Raw genomic sequence first — 20,357 nt, 5'->3', positions numbered from 1 at the left:
CGCCTGGTCCGCCGGGGCTGGGGGGGGGGGGGTGTCGGGGTGGGGGCGCGCGGCCCGGGCCCCGCCCCAACACGCCCGGCGGGGGTTGTTTTTCGGGGGGGGGGGGGGGGGGGGGTCAGGGATTCGGGGCTCTGTCCCGGGGCCCGCGCGTCAAGCGTGGGCGACGGTCGGGTGGCCCGAACGGGGAGGCAGGCGTGGGGTACTGGCGGATTGATGCCGACGCTCTCGCGGGGAGCCGGTTCGTGGTGTCCGCGCTCGCCGAGACCACGGCCGCGCTGATGGCGCTGGATCGGCGGACCGCCCCGCATCCGGGCGATCGGGCCTGGCTCGCCGACCGGCTCCCGCACTACCGGGCGTACCTCGCCGCCGAACCGCTCTCCGCGGCGCTCGTACGGGCGGCCCTCGGCCGGCTGTGGATCGCCGGCTTCCTCACCCCGCCCCCGGACGGGCGCCCCTTCGAGGAGGAGCTGGCCGTCGTGCGCGCCACCCCGGACGCGGTGGTCCGCACCGACCTGCGCGCCGCGTCGGCACTCCCCGACGGGCTGGCCCGGGCCCGGGGGCTCGGGCCGCGGGCCGCGGACCTGCTGGAGTGGGTCTGGGCGGAGGCCGTGCGACCGGACTGGGAGCGCCGCCGCCGGGTCATCGAGGCCGATGTCCTGGTCCGTACCCGGCAGTTGAGCCTGGGCGGGTGGTCGGCCGCGCTGTCCGGGATGCGGCCGGGAATGGCCTGGCTCGGCGAGGGGCGGCTGCGGATCAACCTCCAGCAGCGGCCGCCGCGCGAGCTGTCGGGCCGGGCCGGGCTGGTCTTCGTACCCGTGACGCCGGGGCACGGGTGGGTCGCCTGGTCCGGACCGCACCGGCACGCGCTGGTCTATCCCTGCGAGGGGCAGCTCGCACAGTCCGGCGGCGCGGGGGCGGGCGCGGGGGCGGGGGCCGGGGCGGTCGCGGGCGCCGAGGCACCGCCCGCGCTGGTCCGGCTGCTGGGCCCGGTCCGGGCGCGGGTGCTGGTGCTGCTGGAGAGCCCGAAGTCCACGACCCAGCTGGTGGCGCTGACGGGCCTCAGCCTGGGGGCGGTGGCCGGGCAGTTGAAGGTGCTGCTCGGTGCCGGGCTGGTCCTGCGGCGCCGCACGGGCCGCAGTGTCCTCTACAGCCGGGTCGCGGCCGGGGACGTACTGGTGTCGGCGGCGACCGGGTCCGAGTAGGGTGGCTGGTATTACCGCAGGTAACACTGGGAGTCCACCCGTGTCGCGAAGGAGCTGACATGCCCGGCTGGAACGCCACGCACATCCCCGACCAGCGCGGCCGGACCGCGGTCGTGACCGGGGGGAACAGCGGGATCGGCTACATCACCGCCCGCGAGCTCGCCCGGCGCGGGGCCGTGGTGGTGCTGGCCTGCCGCAGCGCCGCGCGGGGGCGGGCCGCCGTGATCCGGCTGCGCACCGAAGTGCCGGGCGCGGAGGTGGAGTTCGCCGAGCTCGACCTCGCCGAGCTGGCGTCCGTACGGGAGTTCGCCACGGCGTACGGGAAGCGGCACGGGTGCCTGGACCTGCTGGTCAACAACGCCGGAGTGATGGCACTGCCGTTCGGGCGCACCGCCGACGGGTTCGAGACCCAGTTCGGGGTCAACCACCTCGGCCACTTCGCCCTGACCGGGCTGCTGCTGCCGAAGCTGCGGGCCGCGCCGCCCGGTGCCCGGATCGTCAACGTGTCCAGCGGCTTCCACGCGCTCTCCGACATAGCCCTCGACGACCTGGGCGACGAGCACGGCTACCGGCGCTGGGTCGCCTACGGCCGCTCCAAGACCGCCAACCTGATCTTCACCCACGAGCTGGCCCGGCGCTTCACCGCCGCCGGTTCCACGATCACCGCCGCCGCGTCCCACCCCGGCTACGCCTCCAGCAACCTGCACTCCGGCGCCTCGAAGCTGGAGGGCCCGAGCCTCATGTCGCGGATGTCGGCCGTCGGCAACGCCGTCATCGCGCAGCCCACCGCCTCCGGGGCGCTGCCCACCCTCTACGCGGCCACCGCGCCCGGGGTGCGCTCCGACGACTTCATCGGCCCGCGGTTCGGCTGGCGCGGGGCGCCGATGCGGTCCTGGCGGGCGAAGTGGACCCTCGACAACGCGTCCGGCGAAGTGCTCTGGGCCGCCTCCGAGAAGCTGACGGGAGTCTCGTACGCATCCCTACCGCGCTGAACCTCCGGGGGTCAACTTGCTCCCCACCGGTTGCTACCGGTAGGTCACTTGCTCAGGCCGTGGAGTCGCAGCCCCTAGGAGAGCCATGCGTCGAGCCGCTCCGCCCGTGCCCCTGCGCCTGCGCCTGCCCCTGAGCGCCGCCGGCCGAGGGCGTCCGCGCACACGCCCGGGCGCCCCGCCGTGATCCCGTCCGCCCCCGGGGCGCCCCCGGGCGCCCCGGGCGGCGCCTGACCTGCCCGCCCCCTCCCAAGGAGACTCTGCGGCATGAGCGACGACGACACGGACAACCACCCAGAAGCCCACGACCACGCGGTGGTCCTCGGGGCGGGCATCGCCGGGATGCTGGCGGCGCGGGTCCTCGCGGAACGGTTCGCCCGGGTGACCCTGGTCGAACGGGACGAACTGGCCGAGGCGGCCCCGGCCTTCCGGCCGGGCGTCCCGCAGTCCCGGCACGTGCACGTGCTGTGGTCCCGGGGTGTGCGGCTGATCGAGGAACTGCTGCCCGGGATCACGGAGAAGCTGCGGGCCCGCGGAGCCGCCCTGCTGAACAGCCCCAGGGACTTCCTCTGGCTGAGCCCCGCCGACTGGTTCCACCAGGTGCACGGCTCGGAGATCCTCCTCGCCAGCCGGGAGCTGCTCGACTGGACCGTGCGCCGCGAGGTGCTGCGGCACGAACGGATCCGGCTGCGCGCCGGCAGCCAGGCCACCGGGCTCGTCGGCGGACCGGACGGCCGCTCGGTGACCGGCGTGGAGTTCCGCGACGGTGACCCGCTGGCCGCGCGGTTCGTGGTCGACGCGACCGGGCGCACCTCCAGGGCCCCGGCCTGGCTGGCCGCGCTCGGCCATCCGACCCCCGCGGTCACCCGCTACGACTCCCACCTCGGCTACTCCAGCCGGTACTTCGACCTCCCGCCGGACCCGGCACGGCGCTGGCGCGGCCTGTACGTCCAGGGCCGCCCGGACGTCCCGCGCGGGGCCGTGCTCATCCCGCAGGACGGCGAGGAGCGGTGGCTGGCGACCCTCATCGGCAACGGCGAGCACGCCCCGCCCACCAAGGACGACGAGTTCCTCGAGTTCGCCCGCAGCCTGCGCAGTCCGGCGCTCTACGACGCCCTGCGCGAGGCGAAGCCGCTGTCCTCGGCGACCGCGTTCCGCTCCACCGCGAACGAATGGCGCCACTACGAGCGGCTGGACCGCTGGCCGGCCGGATTCGTCGTGCTCGGCGACGCGGCCTGCCGGTTCAACCCGGTGTACGGGCACGGGATGACGGTGGCGGCGCTGGCGGCGGACGCGCTGCGCAGGGAGATCGCGCCGCTGGGCCCGCGGGACATCCCGGCGGCCGCCCGCCGGATCCAGCGCCGGACGGTGGCCGAGGCGGAGGTGGCCTGGCAGATCGCCACCAGCGAGGACCTGCGCTACCCCGGTACGGAGGGACCGCCGGCGGACCGGGCCACCAAGTTCCTGCAGGGCTACATGGCGCGGGTGATGGCCGGCGCCAACTCCGACCCGGCCATCGCGGACCGGTTCTTCGGGGTGCTTTCCCTGTCGGCCCCGCCGAACACCCTGCTCAGCCCGGGCACGGTGGTCCGCGTCCTGTCCAAGTGGCGCCTGCCGACCTCCCCGACGGCCACCCCGTACCCACCGCACCACGCCCCGCCGGACACCCCCTAGCCGCGGCCGAGGGTCCTGCCCGCGGTCCGGCGGAAGCCGTTCACCGCCTGGTACAGCAGGTGCTCCCGCTCGGCGGCGAGGGCGGTGTCGGCCGCCTTGCCGGTGGTGTCTCCCGCGTGAGCGCGTTCGACCATCCGCCGCATGACCTCGGAGAGGCCCTCGGAGGCGAGGGCCACGTCGTCGGCCGCCGCAACGGCGGCCGGCGGCCCTTCGAGATGGACGATCTCGGCGGCCCGGTGGACCCCGCGGGCCAACGCGACGAAGCGTTCCACCTTTTCGTCGAGGTCGTGCAGGTCCGGGCTCTGCGGCCGCAGGGCGGCCAGTACGGCGTCCATCGCCACGTCGCGGTCGTGGAGGGCACCCAGGTAGTTCGCGTACGCGTCTCGGCGGTGCTGTCTGCGCCACTGTTCGTGCTGGGTGCGTGCCGTCGTGCGCCCGGTGAGCAACGCCGTGCCGAGGGTGGTGAGCGAGCCTACGGCGGCGCCGAGCAGCGCGGTGAGTCCTGCGTCCATGGGGTGATTCTCTCCGGCGCCCCGCGGGGACTGCCCTGGCCGGCGCCGGGCCTACGGCTTGGTGGCGCGTTCGTACAGGGCGCGGACGCCGTCGCCGAAGTAGCTGCTGTACGAGGTCTCCTCGTCGCCGCCGCCGTCGCGGCCGCCGATCACCCCGATGAGGGTGGTGCCGTCGGTCAGCACCGGGCCGCCGCTCGTTCCGTTCGGGACGTCCGCGCAGTCCAGCCGCAGCTGCGTCGGCCCGGACGCGACCGCCGTGTTGCGGCAGTCCAGCGGCTCCTCGGAGTCGTTCGGATACCCCACGACGCGTGCGGGGGCGGGGAGCGCGGGCCGGAAGGCGATGGTTTCGGCGCCGGTGACGTCCTCCAGCCGCTGGCCGGGGTAGCCGGGGCGGCGCAGCCGGAGGAAGGCCACGTCGAGGTCCGGGTCCCGGTCGTCGATCCACCGCGGGTCCACGTCGATGCGCGTCGGAACCCAGATGCCGTACGGGGCCACGCCGTCGCGGTATCCGGGGGCGAAGGCCAGGTTCGTACGGAAGCCGGCCATGTACACGCAGTGGGCGGCGGTGACGATCAGGTCGCCGCCGGGGGAGTGGACCACCGCGCCCGAGCAGTGGTGGTCGGGGTCGCCGTCGTCACCGGGCGAGAACAGCGCGCCGATCTCCGGCTCGGCCGCGGCCGGCCGGGCCTCCAGCGGCTCGGAGGGCCGCCAGCCCCCGGACCGCCAGCTCACGAGCGGGCCGCCGCCACCGCCGAAGGCCTTGCCGTCCATGGGCGGCTCCGGGGCCTCCCGGACGATCCCGTCGAGGGTGTCGGACGCCGTCCGGTCCGCGCGCTCGGGGTCCTGCTGGTACACGCCCCGCACCGGATCGCCGTCCGCGAGGTGGCCGGCGATGGCGCGCAGCTCCCAGACGTACCAGCCGCCCGCGAGGAGCAGCGAGCACAGGACGGCGAGGAGCGCGGAGCCCCGTACGAGCCGCGCGCGCCGCGCCTGGTGCTCCTGGTGCGCGTGAACACTGCTGGACATCCCGTACTCCCACCCCGCAGACACAATCGACTCTCCGTCAGATGGGGCGGCACCGGCTCGGGTTCCGCGTCCGGGACGTGTTCGTTCTCACAGCCGGGGCCCGTCCGGGCGGCCCCGCCGTCGCGCCGCTCCACCTGTTTCCTAGGCGTGCTAGGTTTCTTCCTAGAGGGTCTAGGAACGGGAGTTGATGACACATGGCCGGGCGTGCGGGGCTGACGGCGGAGCGGATCGCGCTGGCCGCGGCCGATCTCGCCGACGAGGCCGGCTTCGACCACATCACCGTGTCCGCGCTCGCGCGCGGCTTCGGAGTCAAGGACGCGAGCCTGTACTCGCACATCAAGAACGTCCAGGACCTGCGCGCCCGCGTCGCGGTGCTCGCCACCGCCGAGCTGGCCGACCGGATCGGCGCCGCCGTCGCCGGCCGCTCCGGGAAGGCGGCCCTGTCCGCCTTCGCGGACGCCTACCGGAACTTCGCGCTGAGCCGCCCCGGGCGGTACGCGGCCACCCAGATCCAGCTCGACCCCGAGCGGGTCGCCGCGTCCCCCGGGCACCTGCGGAGCGTGGAGCTGACGTACGGGATGCTGCGCGGCTACGGCCTCGCCGAACCCGACCTCACGGACGCGGTCCGGCTGCTGCGCAGCACGTTCCACGGCTACAGCAGCCTCGAAGCCGCCGACGGGTTCGGGCACTCACGGGACCTCGACGCCTCCTGGGCGCGGGTCGTCGACGCCCTGCACGTCGCCCTCAGCGCATGGCCCGACAGCGAACGAAGCGAAGGAGACGCACAGTGATGAAGACCGGAACCCTTCCGGTGCCCGGAGCGAGCCTGTACTACGAGACGCGCGGCCAGGGCCCCGTCCTGCTGCTGCTCCCGGGCGGCGGCGGCGACGCCGGCGTCTTCGACGGCATCGCCGACGCGCTCGCCGAGCGGTTCACCGTCGTGGCCTTCGACCCCCGCGGCTACTCCCGCAGCCGCCTCGACACCCCCGGTCCGGTCGACCAGCGGGTCGAGGTGCAGAGCGAGGACGCCCGGCTCCTCCTCGAGCACCTCGCGCAACCCGGCGAAGCCGCGTACGCCTTCGGCAGCAGCTCGGGCGCGCTCGTCGCGCTCGACCTGCTCGCCCGCCACCCCGGGCGGCTGCGGCTGGCGGTCGCGCACGAGCCCCCGTGCTTCGGGATCCTGCCGGACGCCGCCGAACAGCGGGCGTTCATCACCGAGGTCCACCGGCTCTCCCGCGCGGAAGGGCTCGGCGCGGCGGCCGCGCACTTCATGGCCGGCGTCGGCGGCACCCTGAAACCCCTGCCGGACCCGGCCGGACTGCCGCCGCGCGCGGCCGGGACGATCGGCCGGCTCGGCGCGAACTTCCCGCTCTTCATGGAGCACGAACTGCGCCAGTTCACCGCGTACGCACCGGACGTCGCCGCGCTGGCCGCCGTACGGGACCGCGTCCGCCTGGCGGCGGGCCGGGAGTCCCGGAGCCACCTCCCGTACCGCCCGGCCGCCACCCTCGCGGAGCGACTGGGCACCGAGCTCGTGGAGTTCCCCGGCGGACACAGCGGATACACCGACGCCCCGGAGGAGTTCGGCCGCCGGCTGGCGGAGCTGCTGGGATCCCACCCGTCACCCCGCTAGCGGATTCCCGAACCCGCCGATTCCTGCCCCCGGTTGGCCGCTCGGCGCTATGGTGCCGGGCGGGGGCGACCGGTCGAGGGGCGGGGTGGGGATGCGGTTTCTCTTCGTGCACGGTACGGGGGTGCGGCGGGAGCGGCACGATGCGCTGTTCGCGCTGGTGCGGGAGCGGCTGGTGGAGCGGTTCCCCGGGGCGGGCGTCGACTCCTGCTACTGGGGAGACCGCTTCGGCGCGAGCCTCGGTGCGGGCGGACGGTCCGTGCCCGGGCTGCGGATCGCGGCGGACGCCGTGCCCGATCCCGTCGACGCCGAGACGGCCGAGTGGGGGCTGCTGCTCGCCGACCCCCTGTGCGAGGTGCGGGTGCTCGCCGAGGCCGGATGGGACGGCCACGGCGACGGCGACGACGGGTTCGGGATGCCCGGCGTACGGTCCGAAGGGGACCGGGTGCTCGCTCTGCTGGCCGGCCTGCCGGAGGTGCCCGAGGACGCCGACGAGCTCGCCGGGCTGCTGCGCGGCACCGGGCTCGCCGCGCACTACGCCGCCGCCCTGCGATCCGTGGCCGGTTCGCAGGAGGCCGCGCGGGCCGGGGCGCGGGCCGACGAGATCGCGCGGGCGCGGGAGCTGGCCACCGCCCTCGCGCGGGCCGTGACCGCCGCCGCGCTCGCCTCCGCCGGAGCCGAGGCCGACTGCACCGGCACCGAACGCGACCGGCTCGTCGAGCTGCTCACCGCCCGCCTCGGCGGGGACGCCCGGGTGCCCGGCGCCCGCGCGGCCGCCGTACTGGGCCGGCTCGCGATGCGCGTCACCACCCAGCCGCTGCTCAACGCCTGGCGCGGCTCCCTCACCGTCGGCGCCACCCCCGCACTCGGCGACATCCTGCGCTACCAGGCCCGCGGCCACGAACTGCGCGCGTTCCTGCACGCCGGGATCGCCGCCGGGCCGGGCCCGACCGTACTGATCGGCCACAGCCTCGGCGGGATCGCCCTCGTCGACCTCCTCGCCCTCGCCGCCGCCCGCGGCGAACCGGTCCCCGGCGCCGAACTCCTGGTCACCGTCGGCTCCCAGGCCCCCTTCCTCTACGAACTCGGCGCGCTGACCGCCCTGGAGCCCGGCGCGAAACTCCCGCACGGCTTCCCGCCCTGGCTCAACGTGTACGACCGCCAGGACGTGCTCTCGTACCTCGCGGGCCCCGTCTTTCCCGGCGACACCCGCATCAGCGACCACGAGGTGGGCAGCCGGCAGCCCTTCCCGGCCTGCCACAGCGCGTACTGGAAGCAGGACACCCTCTACGAGCGCATCGAACGGGCGGTGGCCGAGGCGGGGATCGGGTGACCACCGCCGAGCGGACGGGGTCCGGCTTCCTGCCGCCGGACCTCGAACCCCGGCGCACCTTCGCGCTGGTCGCCGGGGTCGAGCGCTACGACATCAACCGCCGCTGGAACCTGCGCGGCCCGGCCCGCGACGCCCTGCGCTTCGCCCGCTGGCTGACCGGGCCCGCCCAGGTGCCGGCCGGCAACGTGCGGCTGCTGCTCTCCCCGATCGACGCGCCGGACACCCTCGACTGGTCGGGCCCCCCGGCCATGGCCGCCCTGCGCACCGCGCACCGGCCCGCCACCGAGCACAACGTGAAATCGGCCCTGCTCAAGGAACTCCCGCAGTGCGACGGCGACCTGCTGTGGATCTTCTGGGCCGGACACGGCTACCTCGGGCCCCGCGGCGAGCTGATGCTCCCCTACACCGACGCCCACCCCGGCGAGATCCGCCACCTCAACCTCGACTCCGCGCTGCGCTGGTGGCGCACCGACCTCGTCGCCCACCGCCGGTTCCCGCTCCAGGCCGCACTCGTCGACGCCTGCCGGGTCGACGCGCCCCGGGACACCCGCTGGAACTTCACCAGCATCGACTACGGCGGCGGGAGTTCGGTCCCCGGCCGGCGCCAGTTCCGGCTCTACGCCTCCAGCGAGGGCGAGACCGCCGAGAACAACGCCGAACGCGAGGCCGGCCGCTTCACCGAAGCCCTGCTCACGGAACTCGGCCAGCGGTCCGTACGGGAGGGCGTCGCCGGGCTCGCCGCCTCCGCGCGCACCATCCAGCGCACCTTCCGGGAGCAGCGGGAGCGCGGCGAGGGCTCGCAGCTGCCGCAGTTCCTCGTCGACCGGGACTGGGACGCCTGCTCCTTCCTCGACGAGGACCTGCCCGGAGCCGCCCCGCCCCGGCCCGCCCCGCCCCGGGCGACCCGCCTCGACCAGGCCGCGTGGGACGGGCTCGGCGCCCTCTTCGCGGGCCGGAGCCTGCCGCGCCACGCCTACGAGGCCTACGCGTGGGCGTTCAAAGCGGGCGGCTGCACCACCCCCGTCGGCGGCGGCCTGCCCGGGGACGGCCTGCTCGACGTGGCCCAGGACCTCGACGAGCGCCAGGGCGGCAGCACCGGCATGCCGCTGGCCGTGCCCTTCGTACGGTTCCTCGCCGACCGGGCCGCGGCGCGCGACGAGGCGTGGGCGGCCGCGCTGCTGGACTGGGTGCGCGAGACCCGCGCGCGCCTGGCCCTGCCCGTGCTGCCGCCGCCCCCGAGCCCGGCACCCCGGACCGCCCTGGACGTCCGGCTGGACGTGCCGCCGGGCGGCGAGGACGGGTTCCTGGTGCGGATGTGGCTGCGCGGGGACGGGACGCGGCAGGTGTGGGAGTCGCAGGGCCGGCCGGTCGGGCTGGACGCCGTACGCGGGGAACTCGTCCGGCAGCTCGCCCTGCTCGGCGCGGCGCGCGCGGGCGACCCCGCGGCCGGGCAGCCGTACGTGGCGGTGGACCGGATCGAGTTCCACGTCCCGTACGAGCTGCTGGACGCCGACTTCGACCAGTGGCCGGTGCCGCGCGGCCCGGCGGGGCGCCGCCGGGCCCTCGGCCTGCTCTACCAGGTCGTGGTGCGCTGCCCGGAGGAACGGGCCGACACCCGGGCCGAGTGGCACGCCAAGTGGCGCCGGCTGTGCATCCGCGGCGGCCGGGACCCCGAAGCCGTCCGCGTGGTGGGGGACGCCGAGGCGGCCTCGGACACGCTCGGACTCGAACTGGCGGCGGGCCCGGCGCCCGCCTGCGTCCTCGCGCACACCACGGCCGCCCCGCACGACGGACTGCTGGAGGCCGTGCTCGAAGGGGGCGTCCCGGTGGCCGTCTGGCGGCGCGGCGGCGGGACACCGGCGCCCGCACTCCTCGGCCTGCTCGCCCCCGCCGGGCCCGACGGCGGCCCCGACGCCGGGGCGCTCGACGTGCTCGACCTGCCCGCGCGGATACGGGACGTGCGCCGGGCGGCCGCCGGAGTGGGCGGGGGAGCGGCCGGGGCAGCGGCCGGGGCAGCGGTCCAACGGGGCGCACACCCCGGACAACGGGCGCCAGGGGGAGACCAGTTGGTTCTCTTGTGGGACGATCCCGACGACGTGCCGGGCCTCCGGCCGCTGGCCTGCCCGCCTGACGCCGACCCCTGAGTCCTGACCCCTGACCTCGAATCCCCCGACCCCTACCCCGACCACGGACAGACGGCGACACCGACGATGGAGGCAGAGGCAGTGGTGAAGGACTGGTGGCTGTACCACGGGACCGGTGAGGGCGCGGACCGGCGTGCCCGCCTGGAGGCCGGATCCCCGCCGCCCTGGCGGAACTTCACCGGCGTCCCGGACCCGCACTACGTGCCGCCCGGCTGCGCGGGGCCGGCCTGGGAGCGGACCCGGGGGCGCGGGGAGGGCTACGTGCCCGACGGACCCGAGAAGGACGTCGTCAACACGGCACTGCACCTGCGCAGGCCCCTGCTCATCACCGGGAAGCCGGGCGTCGGCAAGTCCACGCTCGCCTACAGCATCGCCACCGACCTGGGTCTGGGGCCCGTACTCCACTGGCCGATCACCAGCCGGACCGTGCTGCGCGACGGGCTGTACCTGTACGACGCCATCGGACGGCTCCAAGAGGCCGGACTGGAACAGCTCCGCCCGCCGGGCACCGCCGAGGTCGCCGACGTCCCCGGGGCCGCTCCCGCCACCGCCCCCGCCACCGCCCCCTCCATCTCCCGCTACCTGCGCCTCGGCCCGCTCGGCACCGCGCTGCTGCCACAGGACCGGCCCCGCGTGCTGCTCGTCGACGAGATCGACAAGAGCGACATCGACCTCCCAGGCGACCTCCTCACCGTCTTCGAGGACGGAGGCTTCGTCATCCCCGAACTCGCCCGCCTCAAGAAGCAGGAGCCCGCCGTTGTCATCGGCACCGACGACGAGGGCGACGACTCCGCCGTACGCGTCACGGCGGGCCGCGTCCAGTGCCGCTACTTCCCCGTGGTCGTCCTCACCAGCAACGGCGAACGCGACTTCCCGCCCGCCTTCCTGCGCCGCTGCGTCCGCCTGCACCTGGACGCGCCCGGACCGGACAAACTCGCCCGCATCGTGCGCCGCCGCCTCGGTGTCGACATCGAGGGCAACGAGGAGTACCGCGAACTCGTCCGGTCCTTCCTCGACCGCGCCGAGGACGGCGACCTGGCCACCGACCAGCTCCTCAACGCCATCCAGCTCCGGCTCGCCGGAGCCTGGTCGGCCCCCGACGACCGCGACCGCTTCCTCGCCACCGTCATGCAGCACCTGACCGGGCCGACGGCGTGATCGAGAGGCTGCTCGCCGCCTTCGCCGAGGGCGCGGCCGACGGCGGGGGCACCGGTCCGCGCCCGGGCGCCGGCGTCGAGGAGATCGCCGACATCCTGTGGCTGGCCGCCCGGGTCGACCCGGCGGGCGCCCGCCCGCCCGGCGCGCCCGCGGCCGAACCCGGAGACGGGCAGCCGCCGGCCGCCGAACCCGCGCCGCCCGAGGAGGCCCCGCCGGACCCCGTCGGCGGCCCTGCCGCGGCGGACCCGGGCGTGCAGCTCTACCCGGCCGCCGTCCCGGTCCGCGCGGGGACCGCGAAGCCCGCCGACGCGGCCACGGGCCGGCGCGGCACGCCCCTGCGGCTGCCCCGGGCCGGCTCCCTCGACGACCCGCTCGGCCTGATGCGCTCCCTGCGCCCCGTCGGCCGGCGCTCCATCGGCGGGCCGGGGGAGGAACTGGACGAGCAGCTCAGTGTGGAAACCAGCATCGAGCGGATGGTGCCCACCCCGGTCCTGCGGCCCGCCGAGAGCCGCTGGCTGGACCTGGCCCTGGTCGTCGACACCCACCACTCGATGCTGCTCTGGGCGGACCTCGTGGACGAGCTGCGCCGCGTCCTGACCCGCAGCGGGGTCTTCCGCGACGTGCGCACCTGGCAGCTGACCGGCACCGGCTCCGGCGCCACCCCGATGGTCACCCGCGGCCGCGGCGGCCCGCCCCGCAACCCCCTCGAACTGGCCGACCCGGCGGGCCGCCGCCTGCTCCTCGTGCTCTCCGACACGGTGGCCGGCGGCTGGTGCGAAGCCCCGCTCCAGGCGGTGCTGCGGCAGTGGAGCGCGCACAACGCCGTGGCCGTGCTGAACGTGCTGCCCGAGCGGCTCTGGAGCCGCGGCGCCGTCCGGCCCGCCCCCTACGCCGTCCGCGCGGACCGGCCGGCCGCCGCCACCCGCAGCTGGCAGCGGCTACCGGCCGCCCGGCGCGCCCGGCGCCGGCGCGCCTCCAGAAGCATCGTCCCCGTCGTCGGCCTCGCCTCCGCGAGCCTGGCCCGGCTGCTGCGCGTGGTGTCCGGGGACGGCCGGTGGCGGCGGCTGGCCTGCCTGAGCCTGGACGCGCAACCCGGTGTCCCGGCGCCGCCGGACGATCCCGCTCCGCCCGTGGTCGGCCTGGAGGCCGTGGAACGCTTCCGCGCGAACGCCTCCCCGACCGCCCAGCAGCTCGCCGCCCACCTGGCCGCCGTACCGCTGACCCTGCCGGTGATGACCCTCGTACGGCGCTCCCTGCTGCGCGACTCGGAACACGGCCACCTGGCGGAGGTCGCCCTCGGCGGTCTCCTGGCCCCCTGGGACCGGGAACGGGCCGCCGACGAGGTGGAGTTCGAGTTCCTGCCCGGCGTACGGGAGGCCCTCCTCGGCTCCCAGCTGCGCGGGGAGGTGGCCGCGGTACGGGAACTCGTGCGCCGCCGCGTCTGGGAGTACATGTCCCGCAACCGGGGCCCCGGACCGGACTTCTCCGCGACCCGCGTCACGAACGGGCGGGAGGGGCGCCGCCCGGTGCCGGACGACGCGCTGCCGTTCGCGGCGCGGCCGGGGGCGGGGTTGCCGGAGCCGGGGCTGGCCGACCGGGTGGTCCGGGTCCGGTACGACACGATGGTGGAGCCGCAGGAGGTCGGCACGCTGCTGACGCCCCGGCTGGTGCTGACGGTCGGGGACGCGCTGCTTCCGTGGGGCACGGTCGTCTGGGTCCGGGCAGGTGGCCGGGAGGTGCCGTGCCGCCCGGTGTGGTCGGAGGGGGCACTGCCCCGGGTCTACCTGCTGCTGGCCGACGAGGACGTCGTGGATCCGGCAGTCCTCGCCGAGCGCCTGCCCTGGGCGCAGGCGGAGGCGGGTCCCGGACGCGTCCGCGTGGACGGCCTCACCGACCAGGGGGAGCGGGTCGCACTGACGGGCGAGGTGCTCCCGTCCGGCGGCGCCGCCAACGCCGAGCTCGTCCGGCTCTCCACCGAACCGGAGAGCTGGACGCACTACCGCGGCGGCCCGGTCTCCCGCGACGGAGAGCTGATCGGTGTCGTCCACGGGATCTGGCCGGACCGCATGGTGTTCCTGTCGGGCCAGGCGCTGTTGGAACAGCCCGGCTTCCAGGGCGTGATGACGGCGAGCCACTCGCGGGGTCGCTCCGGGGCGGCCGGGGACCCGGACGCGACGGTGTGCCTGGCGGTGGGATTCCGTGCCTCCCGGCCCCAGCGCGGGAACGCCGGCAGCCCCTACGATGCCGTGGCAGAAGTAGCCGGCCTGCTGGGGGAGTTGTCGCGTGACATCGGGGCCGCGGGTCGGCTGATCGAGAGCCCCGGAGGCGTCCTGCTCCTGGTGCTGGAAGGGCCGGGCGCCCTCGTCAAAGCCGGTCGGATACTGACCGCGCTGCCCGCCAGGGCTCGTTGGTTCCTCGACAGCCACGCGCCGTGGATCGCGGGTCTCGACGTGGCGGCAAGCACGGGGGAGCACGCCTTTGAGGACGGACAGGCTGCCGTGGCGGCCGTCCGCCGGCGCCGGGAGCCGCTGATCTTCGCCTTGTCCCAACCCCTGAACGAGGAGCTCGGCTCGCTGCTCGGTCCGGTCCTGCCGCCCAGTCTCTATCCGCGCAATCTCGCACCGCTCGGGGGCGAGTCGGAAGGCAAGCGCTACACGGGTGACCTGAGCGCCCTGGGCTACGCGATGGTCGAGGCCGGCGAGACCAGGAGCGGCGGCCTCGGCTGGCAGCACTGCGGTGTCGCCGCGGGCGAGGGCGACAGGCTGGGGTGCATCGGCATCCGGCTGCCCGGATACGACCGGTGCCTGGCCCATCTGGCGCGCGATGACCGGGACGCCTACCTCCGCGCTCTGGGGCCGCGGTCACCTGTGGACTTCCGTGGCACGGTATTCGACAACGGCCTGATCCAGCAGTTGTTGCGGGCCGTGCAGGAGCCGGGGACGCAAAGCGCCGAGCTGGGCCCCGCGGCCTTCGACCGCGCGCACTTCGTGGGCGACTGGAGCAGCTCGATCGGGATCGTCTTCTCGGGCCGCGCGTCCTTCGACCGCGCCGTCTTCTCGGGGCGAGCGCGATTCACCGGAGCCAGTTTCACGGGACCGGTCTCCTTCGACGGCGCCGTCTTCAGGCGTGAGACGATCTTCGTGCACAGCCACTTCCAGAGGTCGGCAGCGTTTCGCCGTGCGGTGTTCAGCGACATCGGATTCGGGGGGGCCACCTTCAGAGACGAAGTCTCCTTCGAACGCGCGGTGTTCGAGGAGCCGTCGGAGATGAGCGAGGTCAAGTTCGCGGGGCCGGCCGATTTCACCGGCACGATCTTCCGCGATGTGATCGGGATGCACGGCACCGTCTTCTCCGGTCCCGCGTTCTTCTCACAAGCTGTGTGGGAACGCGGGCTGTTGTCGACCGGCGCGGAATTCAAAGGGCCGGCGGCCTTCGACTACGCGGAGTTCCAGGGCCCTGTCCGCTTCGAGAGAGTGCGCTTCGATGCGAACACGGAAGCCGAACTGCCTTTCTCCGGCGAGCCGGACCGCTGGATCGCCGCACGGCACCCGGACGGCTCCTGGGACATCCGCCTGCTCGGCCCCGAGGCCGAAGAAGAGGGCTCAGGATCCGGAGCGTGAGCGCTCCAGCCGCCGCTCCGGCAGGCCGGCCCCCTCGGCGGGCAGGCTCGCCTCGATCTCGTCCAGCGCGCGGCGGGCCGTGGCGATGCGCTCCTTGAGGTCGGTTCCGCCCGTGTCGGGGCGGGCCGAGGCGCGGTTGTTCTCCTCCTCGATCTCGCGTGCCTCGTCCAGGGAGTTGAGGACGACCCCGATCAGGACGTTCACCAGCACGAAGGAGGCGAAGAGGGCGTACGAGGCGTAGTAGACGATGCTCAGCCGGGAGATCTGCAGCCCCGCGCGCACGGCGTCCGTGAGTCCGTCGAGGGTGGTCAGCAGGAACAGGGTGAGCATCGCCCGGCCGACCGATCCGTAGTGCTGGGGGTCGGCCCCTGCGAAGCAGAGCCAGCCGATCATCGCGTACACGTACACCACCAGCGCCCCGATGAACAGGAAGCTGGCAGTGCCCGGCAGGCTGCGGCCCACCGCGATCAGCAGGATGCGCAGGTGGGGGAGGAAGCGGGCGGTGCGCAGGACGCGGGCCAGGCGCAGCAGGCGGAGCAGCGTGGCGTTCTCGCGGACGAACGGCAGGAAGGCGCTGGCCACGACCGCGAGGTCGAAGAGGTTCCACGGGTCGCGGAAGAATGCTTTCGGCTGGTCCGCGTGCGCGCCCAGCCGGAGCAGGATCTCCAGCGTGAACAGGGTCAGGCAGCATTCCTCCGCGCTGCCCAGCAGCACCCGGTACTCCCGGGCGAGACCGCTGTACGTCTCCAGGCCCATCAGCGCCGCGTTGAACAGGATCGCGCAGAAGACGACGATCCCGAAGGCGGGGGCTTCGGTGACCAGCCGGCATCTGGCGGCCAGCTTCATCCGGCCGCGTCCGGCGGGCATCGGGTTGGGCGTCTTGCTGGTCATCGTGCTCCTCGTACGTTCGACTGCGTCGCGGGCGATCGGTCGGCTGCCCATGGCTCTAACGCGTTACAGCCGGTGGGGTTTCACCGGTTCGCACGGCCTCCGAAGGGGTGGACGGGCGCGGTTAGGGGCGGTTAGGGGATCTGCGGCGCGCCGGACGGGCCGTAGGTTCCTCGCGGAACGACGGGCACCGAGCGAAGGAGCATGGCCATGGCCGAGGTCACCGAGACCACCACCGAGATGTGGACCACCCCGGACTTCGTCGCGTACGAGACGGCTTTCGAGGTCACCGCGTACGCCGCGCGACTGGAGAAGTGAAACGACGGTCGGCGGGCGGGAGTCCGGGCGACGGACTCCCGCCGTGGCGGGAGACGACATGACGGCAACGGCAACGGCAACCGAAAGGGCGGGCGTGCTGGACGAGGCCGGGTTCATCGGCGTCCTGCGCGGGCTCTCCTCCTCCTACTGGGGCTCCCACCCCTTCCACCGCCGGCTCCACGACGGCGGGCTCGACCGGCGGGCGCTCGGCCTGTGGGCCGCCAACCGGTGGTACTACCAGCGGATGCTGCCGCAGAAGGACGCGGCGATCATCAGCAACTGCCCGCTGCCCGAGATCCGGCGGGCCTGGGTGGACCGCCTCGCCTACCACGACGGGACCGCCGACGACGAGGGCGGGATCGAGCGCTGGCTGCGGCTGTGCGAGGCCGTCGGGCTGAGCCGCGAAGAGGTGCTCGACGAGCGGCACGTGGTGCCGGGCGTGCGCTTCGCGGTCGACGCGTACGTGACCTTCGCCCGCACCCGGACCTGGGTCGAGGCCATCGCCTCCGGGCTCACGGAGATGTTCGCCGGGCACCTGATGACCCGCCGGGTCAGCGACATGCTCGCCCACTACGACTGGATCCGCCCCGAGCACCTGGCCTACTTCACGGACCGGATCGAGGCCGTGTCCGGCGAGGGCAAGGGCACCTTGGACATCGTCGTCCGGTACTGCGTGACACGCGAGCAGCAGGACGCGGCCGTCGCCGCGCTCCGCTTCAAGACCGAAGTGCTGTGGCAGATGCTCGACGCGATCGAGCGCGCCGCAGCACAGCCGTAGAGCCCGCAGGACTCGTACGAAGGAGTGGCCGTGGACAGGCCCGTGCTCGGCCGCGGAGTGCGGCTCATCTACGACAGGACGCGGCAGACCCATGTCGTGCTCCACCCCGAGGGGGTGCTGGTGCCCAACCGCACCGCCGTCTCGGTGCTCGAACTCTGCGACGGGGCCGCGACGGTTCCGCAGATCGCGCTGGCGCTGGGCAGCACGTACGCCGGGGTGCGCGAGGAGGAGGTCGGGACCGTGCTGGACCGGCTGACCGAGAGCGGGGTCGTGCGATGGATCTGACGCCTGGTCAGGCGGCCGTGGCGCCGCCGCTCGGACTGCTCGCCGAACTCACGCACCGCTGCCCGCTGCACTGCGCCTACTGCTCCAACCCGCTCGAACTCATCGAGCGCGAGAAGGAGTTGAGCGCCGAGCAGTGGAAGCGGGTGTTCACGGAGGCGCGGGAGATCGGTGTGCTCCAGGTGCACCTGTCCGGCGGCGAGCCGCTGGCCCGCCCCGATCTGCCCGAGCTCGTCTCGCACGTCAGCGGCCTCGGCTGCTACGTCAACCTCGTCACCAGCGGCCTCGGCCTCACCGAAGCCCGGCTCGCGGACCTCGTCGAGCGCGGGCTGGACAACGTACAGCTGTCCGTGCAGGGAGCCGACGCGGCGCGGGCGGACCTCCTCGCGGGGGCCAGGGCCCACCACCACAAGATCGCCGCGGCCCGGCTGATCCGCGCGCAGGGCCTGCCGCTGACCGTCAACGCCGTACTGCACCGCGCCAACCACGACCAGCTCGCGGGCCTCATCGAGCTGGCCGAAACCATGGGCGCGGACCGGCTGGAGCTCGCCAACACCCAGTACTACGGCTGGGCGCTGCGCAACCGGGCGGCCCTGATGCCCACCCCCGAACAGCTCGCGGCGGCCGAACCGATCGTCCGCGCCGCCATGGAGCGGCTCAAGGGCACCATGGAGATCGTGTACGTGCTCGCCGACTACTACGAGCCCTACCCCAAGCCGTGCATGCACGGCTGGGGCGCACTCCAGCTCACCGTCGCCCCCGACGGGACCGTACTGCCCTGCCCGGCGGCCGGCGCGATCACCACCCTCGACCTCGACAACGTCGCCCAGCGGCCGCTCACCGAGATCTGGTACGAGTCCAGCTCCTTCAACGCCTACCGCGGCGAGGAGTGGATGCCCGACCCGTGCCGCAGCTGCGACCGGCGCTCCGTCGACCACGGCGGCTGCCGCTGCCAGGCCTTCCTGCTGACCGGCGACGCGGCCGCCACCGACCCCGTCTGCTCCAAGTCCGGCCAACGGGGAGTGGTGGACCTGCTGTTGGCGAAACCGGGAGCCGAGTCGCCGGCGCTGGTGATGCGCGGACCGGTGGCGGCGGCGCGCCGATGAGGATCGTGCTGCTCGGCACCGCCGCCGGCGGCGGCTGCCCGCAATGGAACTGCGCCTGCCCGGTCTGCGCCTCGGGTGCGCCCGCCCGCACCCAGGACGGGGTCGCGGTCAGCGCCGACGGTGCGCACTGGTATCTGGTCAACGCCTCGCCCGACATCCGCGCGCAGATCCTCGCCACCCCCGAGCTGGCGGCCGGCCCCGGACCGCGCGAGACCCCGGTGCGCGGCGTGCTGCTGACCGACGCCGAACTCGACCACACACTGGGCCTGATGATGCTCCGGGAAGGGGCGGGGCTGCGGGTGTGGGCGCCCGGGGCGGTGCTCGGGGCGCTGGACGCGGGGTTCCCCGTACGGGGGATCCTCGGCGGCTACAGCGGGTGGGAGTGGTCCGGGACCTCGGCCGCGCAGGACGTGGGCGGGCTGCGGGTCACCCCCTTCGCGGTCGGCGACAAGCGGCCCAAGTACGCCCGTTCACTGCCCGGGGCGAGCGGCCCCTGGGTGGTCGCGTACCGCTTCGAGGACCCGGCGACCGGCGGGGCCTTCGTGTACGCGCCGTGCCTGGCCTCCTGGCCGCCCGGCTTCGACGCATTCACGGCCGGCGCGGGCTACGTGCTGCTCGACGGGACCTTCCACTCGGCCGCGGAGTTCGGCGGGGCCACGGGCGCGGCCGGCGCGGGCGCCGCACAGGCGGCGATGGGCCACCTCCCGGTGACCGGGCCGGGCGGCAGCCTGGAGCACGTCCGGCGGCTGCGGGACGAGCGGCCGGGTACGAGGTGGGCGTACACGCACCTCAACAACACCAATCCGATGGCGGATCCGCGCTCGGACGCCCACCGCGAGGTCTGCGCGCAGGGCGCGGAGATCCCGGCCGACGGGACGCGCGTCACGCTCTGAGCCGGCTTTCGCCCGCCCCTTTGTGCTTCGGGAGAACCGGGTCCGCGGGGGTGTAGAAGGTGAGGTTGATGCGGGCTCCGGGGGCTGCGACCGGTTCGGCCAGGCAGGTCGTGAGCAGGCCGGGTCCGTGAAGCGCGTGGCGGACGGGAAGCTCGGAGCCGTCGAAGTAGGGGATGGGCACCGCGGCGTGCTCCTGGTAGAGCGGTCCGGTCACCGGGTCGTTGAGGACGTCGTACGCGAGACGGCGGAGCGCCGGATTCTCCGGGCGCAGCTCCACGCTGTGCTTCAGCTGGGGCATCATGGCCGGCACCCAGTGGGTCTCCCAGTGCATCATGACGTCGGTGCGGGCCTCGGGGTCCAGGAGCAGCCAGCGCATGATGTTGGCGGGGGTTTCTCCGCGAGGGAAGAAGCGTCGGAACTCCTCGTTGTGGACCACGACGTTGAACTCGGCGTCGCTGACGTACACCAGCGCACCGTGGATGTGGTCGGCGACCCGCTGCCACGCCGAGGCTATGGACGTCCCCGCGCTGCCGTGCAGGGCATGAGGGGGGCTCTCCTTGCGGGTGATCAGCCACAGGAACGCCCACTCCTGCTCGTCCAGCCGCAGCGTCCTGGCGACCGCGGTGAGGAGATCGGCACCGGGCGCGCCGATCTGGCCGTTCTCGAACCGGTTGTACGTGCCCGGGGTGCGCGTGAGCAGCACGTCCATCTGCTCCTGGCTCAGACCGGCGGCCCGCCGGCCGGGACCGGGCCCTCGTTTGGGGAACCCCATGCTCACGGGATCGATCGCTGCTCGGCGCGCCT

General features: G+C 74.5%; 18 protein-coding genes. 14 read left to right on the top strand and 4 right to left on the bottom strand.

Annotated features, from left to right (window positions below; all coding sequences use genetic code 11):
• Positions 1-194 precede the first annotated feature (194 nt).
• The 3 genes from AB0O21_RS25630 (at position 195) to AB0O21_RS25620 (ending at position 3,865) form a co-directional block, all read left to right on the top strand.
• Entirely contained in the window at positions 195-1,202 is a 1,008-nt protein-coding gene (locus AB0O21_RS25630; protein ID WP_365174391.1) for an ArsR family transcriptional regulator, read from the top strand.
• Positions 1,203-1,261: 59 nt separating this feature from the next.
• The gene (locus AB0O21_RS25625; protein ID WP_365174389.1) at positions 1,262-2,194 is read left to right on the top strand and encodes an oxidoreductase; all 933 of its coding nucleotides are present in this window, start codon (positions 1,262-1,264) and stop codon (positions 2,192-2,194) included.
• Positions 2,195-2,458: 264 nt separating this feature from the next.
• Positions 2,459-3,865 carry an FAD-dependent monooxygenase gene (locus tag AB0O21_RS25620; protein WP_365174386.1) on the top strand — a complete coding sequence of 469 codons (1,407 nt, stop codon included), beginning with the start codon at positions 2,459-2,461 and terminating at the stop codon, positions 3,863-3,865.
• On the opposite strand, the gene AB0O21_RS25615 is transcribed toward AB0O21_RS25620, so the two are convergent.
• Positions 3,862-4,377 carry a proline dehydrogenase gene (locus AB0O21_RS25615; protein ID WP_365174385.1) on the bottom strand — a complete coding sequence of 172 codons (516 nt, stop codon included), beginning with the start codon at positions 4,375-4,377 and terminating at the stop codon, positions 3,862-3,864. The genes AB0O21_RS25620 and AB0O21_RS25615 overlap by 4 nt on opposite strands.
• 51 nt (positions 4,378-4,428) lie before the next feature.
• Positions 4,429-5,403 carry a serine protease gene (locus tag AB0O21_RS25610; protein WP_365174382.1) on the bottom strand — a complete coding sequence of 325 codons (975 nt, stop codon included), beginning with the start codon at positions 5,401-5,403 and terminating at the stop codon, positions 4,429-4,431.
• Between the two features lie 194 nt (positions 5,404-5,597).
• Here AB0O21_RS25610 and AB0O21_RS25605 point away from each other — a divergent pair, with 194 nt between their 5' ends.
• The 6 genes from AB0O21_RS25605 (at position 5,598) to AB0O21_RS25580 (ending at position 15,288) form a co-directional block, all read left to right on the top strand.
• Positions 5,598-6,194 (top strand): TetR-like C-terminal domain-containing protein, encoded by a 597-nt coding sequence (locus AB0O21_RS25605; RefSeq protein ID WP_365174380.1) that lies wholly within the window; start codon positions 5,598-5,600, stop codon positions 6,192-6,194.
• The gene (locus tag AB0O21_RS25600; protein WP_365174378.1) at positions 6,194-7,036 is read left to right on the top strand and encodes an alpha/beta hydrolase; all 843 of its coding nucleotides are present in this window, start codon (positions 6,194-6,196) and stop codon (positions 7,034-7,036) included. The genes AB0O21_RS25605 and AB0O21_RS25600 overlap by 1 nt, the downstream gene beginning before the upstream one ends.
• Before the next feature lie 91 nt (positions 7,037-7,127).
• A complete protein-coding gene (locus AB0O21_RS25595) occupies positions 7,128-8,366 on the top strand; it encodes a hypothetical protein (protein ID WP_365174375.1) in 1,239 nt (412 codons plus the stop codon).
• Positions 8,363-10,510 (top strand): hypothetical protein, encoded by a 2,148-nt coding sequence (locus AB0O21_RS25590; RefSeq protein WP_365174373.1) that lies wholly within the window; start codon positions 8,363-8,365, stop codon positions 10,508-10,510. The genes AB0O21_RS25595 and AB0O21_RS25590 overlap by 4 nt, the downstream gene beginning before the upstream one ends.
• Before the next feature lie 66 nt (positions 10,511-10,576).
• Positions 10,577-11,668 carry a MoxR family ATPase gene (locus tag AB0O21_RS25585; protein WP_365174370.1) on the top strand — a complete coding sequence of 364 codons (1,092 nt, stop codon included), beginning with the start codon at positions 10,577-10,579 and terminating at the stop codon, positions 11,666-11,668.
• Positions 11,665-15,288, top strand: coding sequence for a pentapeptide repeat-containing protein (locus AB0O21_RS25580; protein WP_365174368.1), 3,624 nt, complete (start codon positions 11,665-11,667; stop codon positions 15,286-15,288). Before AB0O21_RS25585 ends, AB0O21_RS25580 begins: the two co-directional genes overlap by 4 nt.
• Here AB0O21_RS25580 and AB0O21_RS25575 read toward each other — a convergent pair.
• Positions 15,271-16,179 (bottom strand): ion transporter, encoded by a 909-nt coding sequence (locus AB0O21_RS25575; RefSeq protein ID WP_365174366.1) that lies wholly within the window; start codon positions 16,177-16,179, stop codon positions 15,271-15,273. The two genes, AB0O21_RS25580 and AB0O21_RS25575, sit on opposite strands and share 18 nt — an antisense overlap.
• Positions 16,180-16,386: 207 nt before the next feature.
• Here AB0O21_RS25575 and pqqA point away from each other — a divergent pair, with 207 nt between their 5' ends.
• The 5 genes from pqqA to pqqB are packed head-to-tail and all read left to right on the top strand — an operon-like array spanning position 16,387 to position 19,553.
• Complete coding sequence (gene pqqA, locus AB0O21_RS25570) at positions 16,387-16,494, top strand: pyrroloquinoline quinone precursor peptide PqqA (protein ID WP_329377791.1); 108 nt, start codon at positions 16,387-16,389, stop codon at positions 16,492-16,494.
• A gap of 58 nt (positions 16,495-16,552) precedes the next feature.
• Positions 16,553-17,272: a pyrroloquinoline-quinone synthase PqqC gene (pqqC, locus tag AB0O21_RS25565; RefSeq protein ID WP_365174364.1), complete on the top strand. Its 720-nt coding sequence runs from the start codon at positions 16,553-16,555 to the stop codon at positions 17,270-17,272.
• A 30-nt stretch (positions 17,273-17,302) separates the two neighbouring features.
• On the top strand, positions 17,303-17,557 hold the full coding sequence (gene pqqD, locus AB0O21_RS25560; RefSeq protein WP_365174362.1) for a pyrroloquinoline quinone biosynthesis peptide chaperone PqqD: 255 nt from the start codon (positions 17,303-17,305) through the stop codon (positions 17,555-17,557).
• A complete protein-coding gene (gene pqqE, locus AB0O21_RS25555; protein WP_365174360.1) occupies positions 17,548-18,660 on the top strand; it encodes a pyrroloquinoline quinone biosynthesis protein PqqE in 1,113 nt (370 codons plus the stop codon). Before pqqD ends, pqqE begins: the two co-directional genes overlap by 10 nt.
• A complete protein-coding gene (gene pqqB / locus AB0O21_RS25550) occupies positions 18,657-19,553 on the top strand; it encodes a pyrroloquinoline quinone biosynthesis protein PqqB (RefSeq protein ID WP_365174358.1) in 897 nt (298 codons plus the stop codon). The genes pqqE and pqqB overlap by 4 nt, the downstream gene beginning before the upstream one ends.
• Here the strand turns inward: pqqB and AB0O21_RS25545 are convergent.
• The gene (locus AB0O21_RS25545) at positions 19,543-20,325 is read right to left on the bottom strand and encodes a helix-turn-helix domain-containing protein (protein WP_365174393.1); all 783 of its coding nucleotides are present in this window, start codon (positions 20,323-20,325) and stop codon (positions 19,543-19,545) included. The genes pqqB and AB0O21_RS25545 overlap by 11 nt on opposite strands.
• Positions 20,326-20,357 lie beyond the last annotated feature (32 nt).

The organism is Streptomyces sp. NPDC091371 (assembly GCF_040684275.1).
Lineage (GTDB): Bacteria > Actinomycetota > Actinomycetes > Streptomycetales > Streptomycetaceae > Streptomyces.
The sequence above is the reverse complement of the archived record's forward strand: the minus strand, read 5'-3'. Positions and strand labels throughout refer to the sequence as shown.

Excerpts from the sequence above, each read along its gene's own strand:
- AB0O21_RS25585 (WP_365174370.1), top strand. The coding sequence starts at position 10,577 with ATGGAGGCAGAGGCAGTGGTGAAGGACTGGTGGCTGTACCACGGGACC.
- AB0O21_RS25600 (WP_365174378.1), top strand. The coding sequence starts at position 6,194 with ATGAAGACCGGAACCCTTCCGGTGCCCGGAGCGAGCCTGTACTACGAG.
- pqqB (WP_365174358.1), top strand. The coding sequence starts at position 18,657 with ATGAGGATCGTGCTGCTCGGCACCGCCGCCGGCGGCGGCTGCCCGCAA.
- pqqC (WP_365174364.1), top strand. The coding sequence starts at position 16,553 with ATGACGGCAACGGCAACGGCAACCGAAAGGGCGGGCGTGCTGGACGAG.
- AB0O21_RS25575 (WP_365174366.1), bottom strand. The coding sequence starts at position 16,179 with ATGACCAGCAAGACGCCCAACCCGATGCCCGCCGGACGCGGCCGGATG.
- AB0O21_RS25615 (WP_365174385.1), bottom strand. The coding sequence starts at position 4,377 with ATGGACGCAGGACTCACCGCGCTGCTCGGCGCCGCCGTAGGCTCGCTC.
- AB0O21_RS25625 (WP_365174389.1), top strand. The coding sequence starts at position 1,262 with ATGCCCGGCTGGAACGCCACGCACATCCCCGACCAGCGCGGCCGGACC.
- AB0O21_RS25620 (WP_365174386.1), top strand. The coding sequence starts at position 2,459 with ATGAGCGACGACGACACGGACAACCACCCAGAAGCCCACGACCACGCG.
- AB0O21_RS25545 (WP_365174393.1), bottom strand. The coding sequence starts at position 20,325 with ATGGGGTTCCCCAAACGAGGGCCCGGTCCCGGCCGGCGGGCCGCCGGT.
- AB0O21_RS25605 (WP_365174380.1), top strand. The coding sequence starts at position 5,598 with ATGGCCGGGCGTGCGGGGCTGACGGCGGAGCGGATCGCGCTGGCCGCG.
- pqqE (WP_365174360.1), top strand. The coding sequence starts at position 17,548 with ATGGATCTGACGCCTGGTCAGGCGGCCGTGGCGCCGCCGCTCGGACTG.
- AB0O21_RS25595 (WP_365174375.1), top strand. The coding sequence starts at position 7,128 with ATGCGGTTTCTCTTCGTGCACGGTACGGGGGTGCGGCGGGAGCGGCAC.
- pqqA (WP_329377791.1), top strand. The coding sequence starts at position 16,387 with ATGGCCGAGGTCACCGAGACCACCACCGAGATGTGGACCACCCCGGAC.
- AB0O21_RS25610 (WP_365174382.1), bottom strand. The coding sequence starts at position 5,403 with ATGTCCAGCAGTGTTCACGCGCACCAGGAGCACCAGGCGCGGCGCGCG.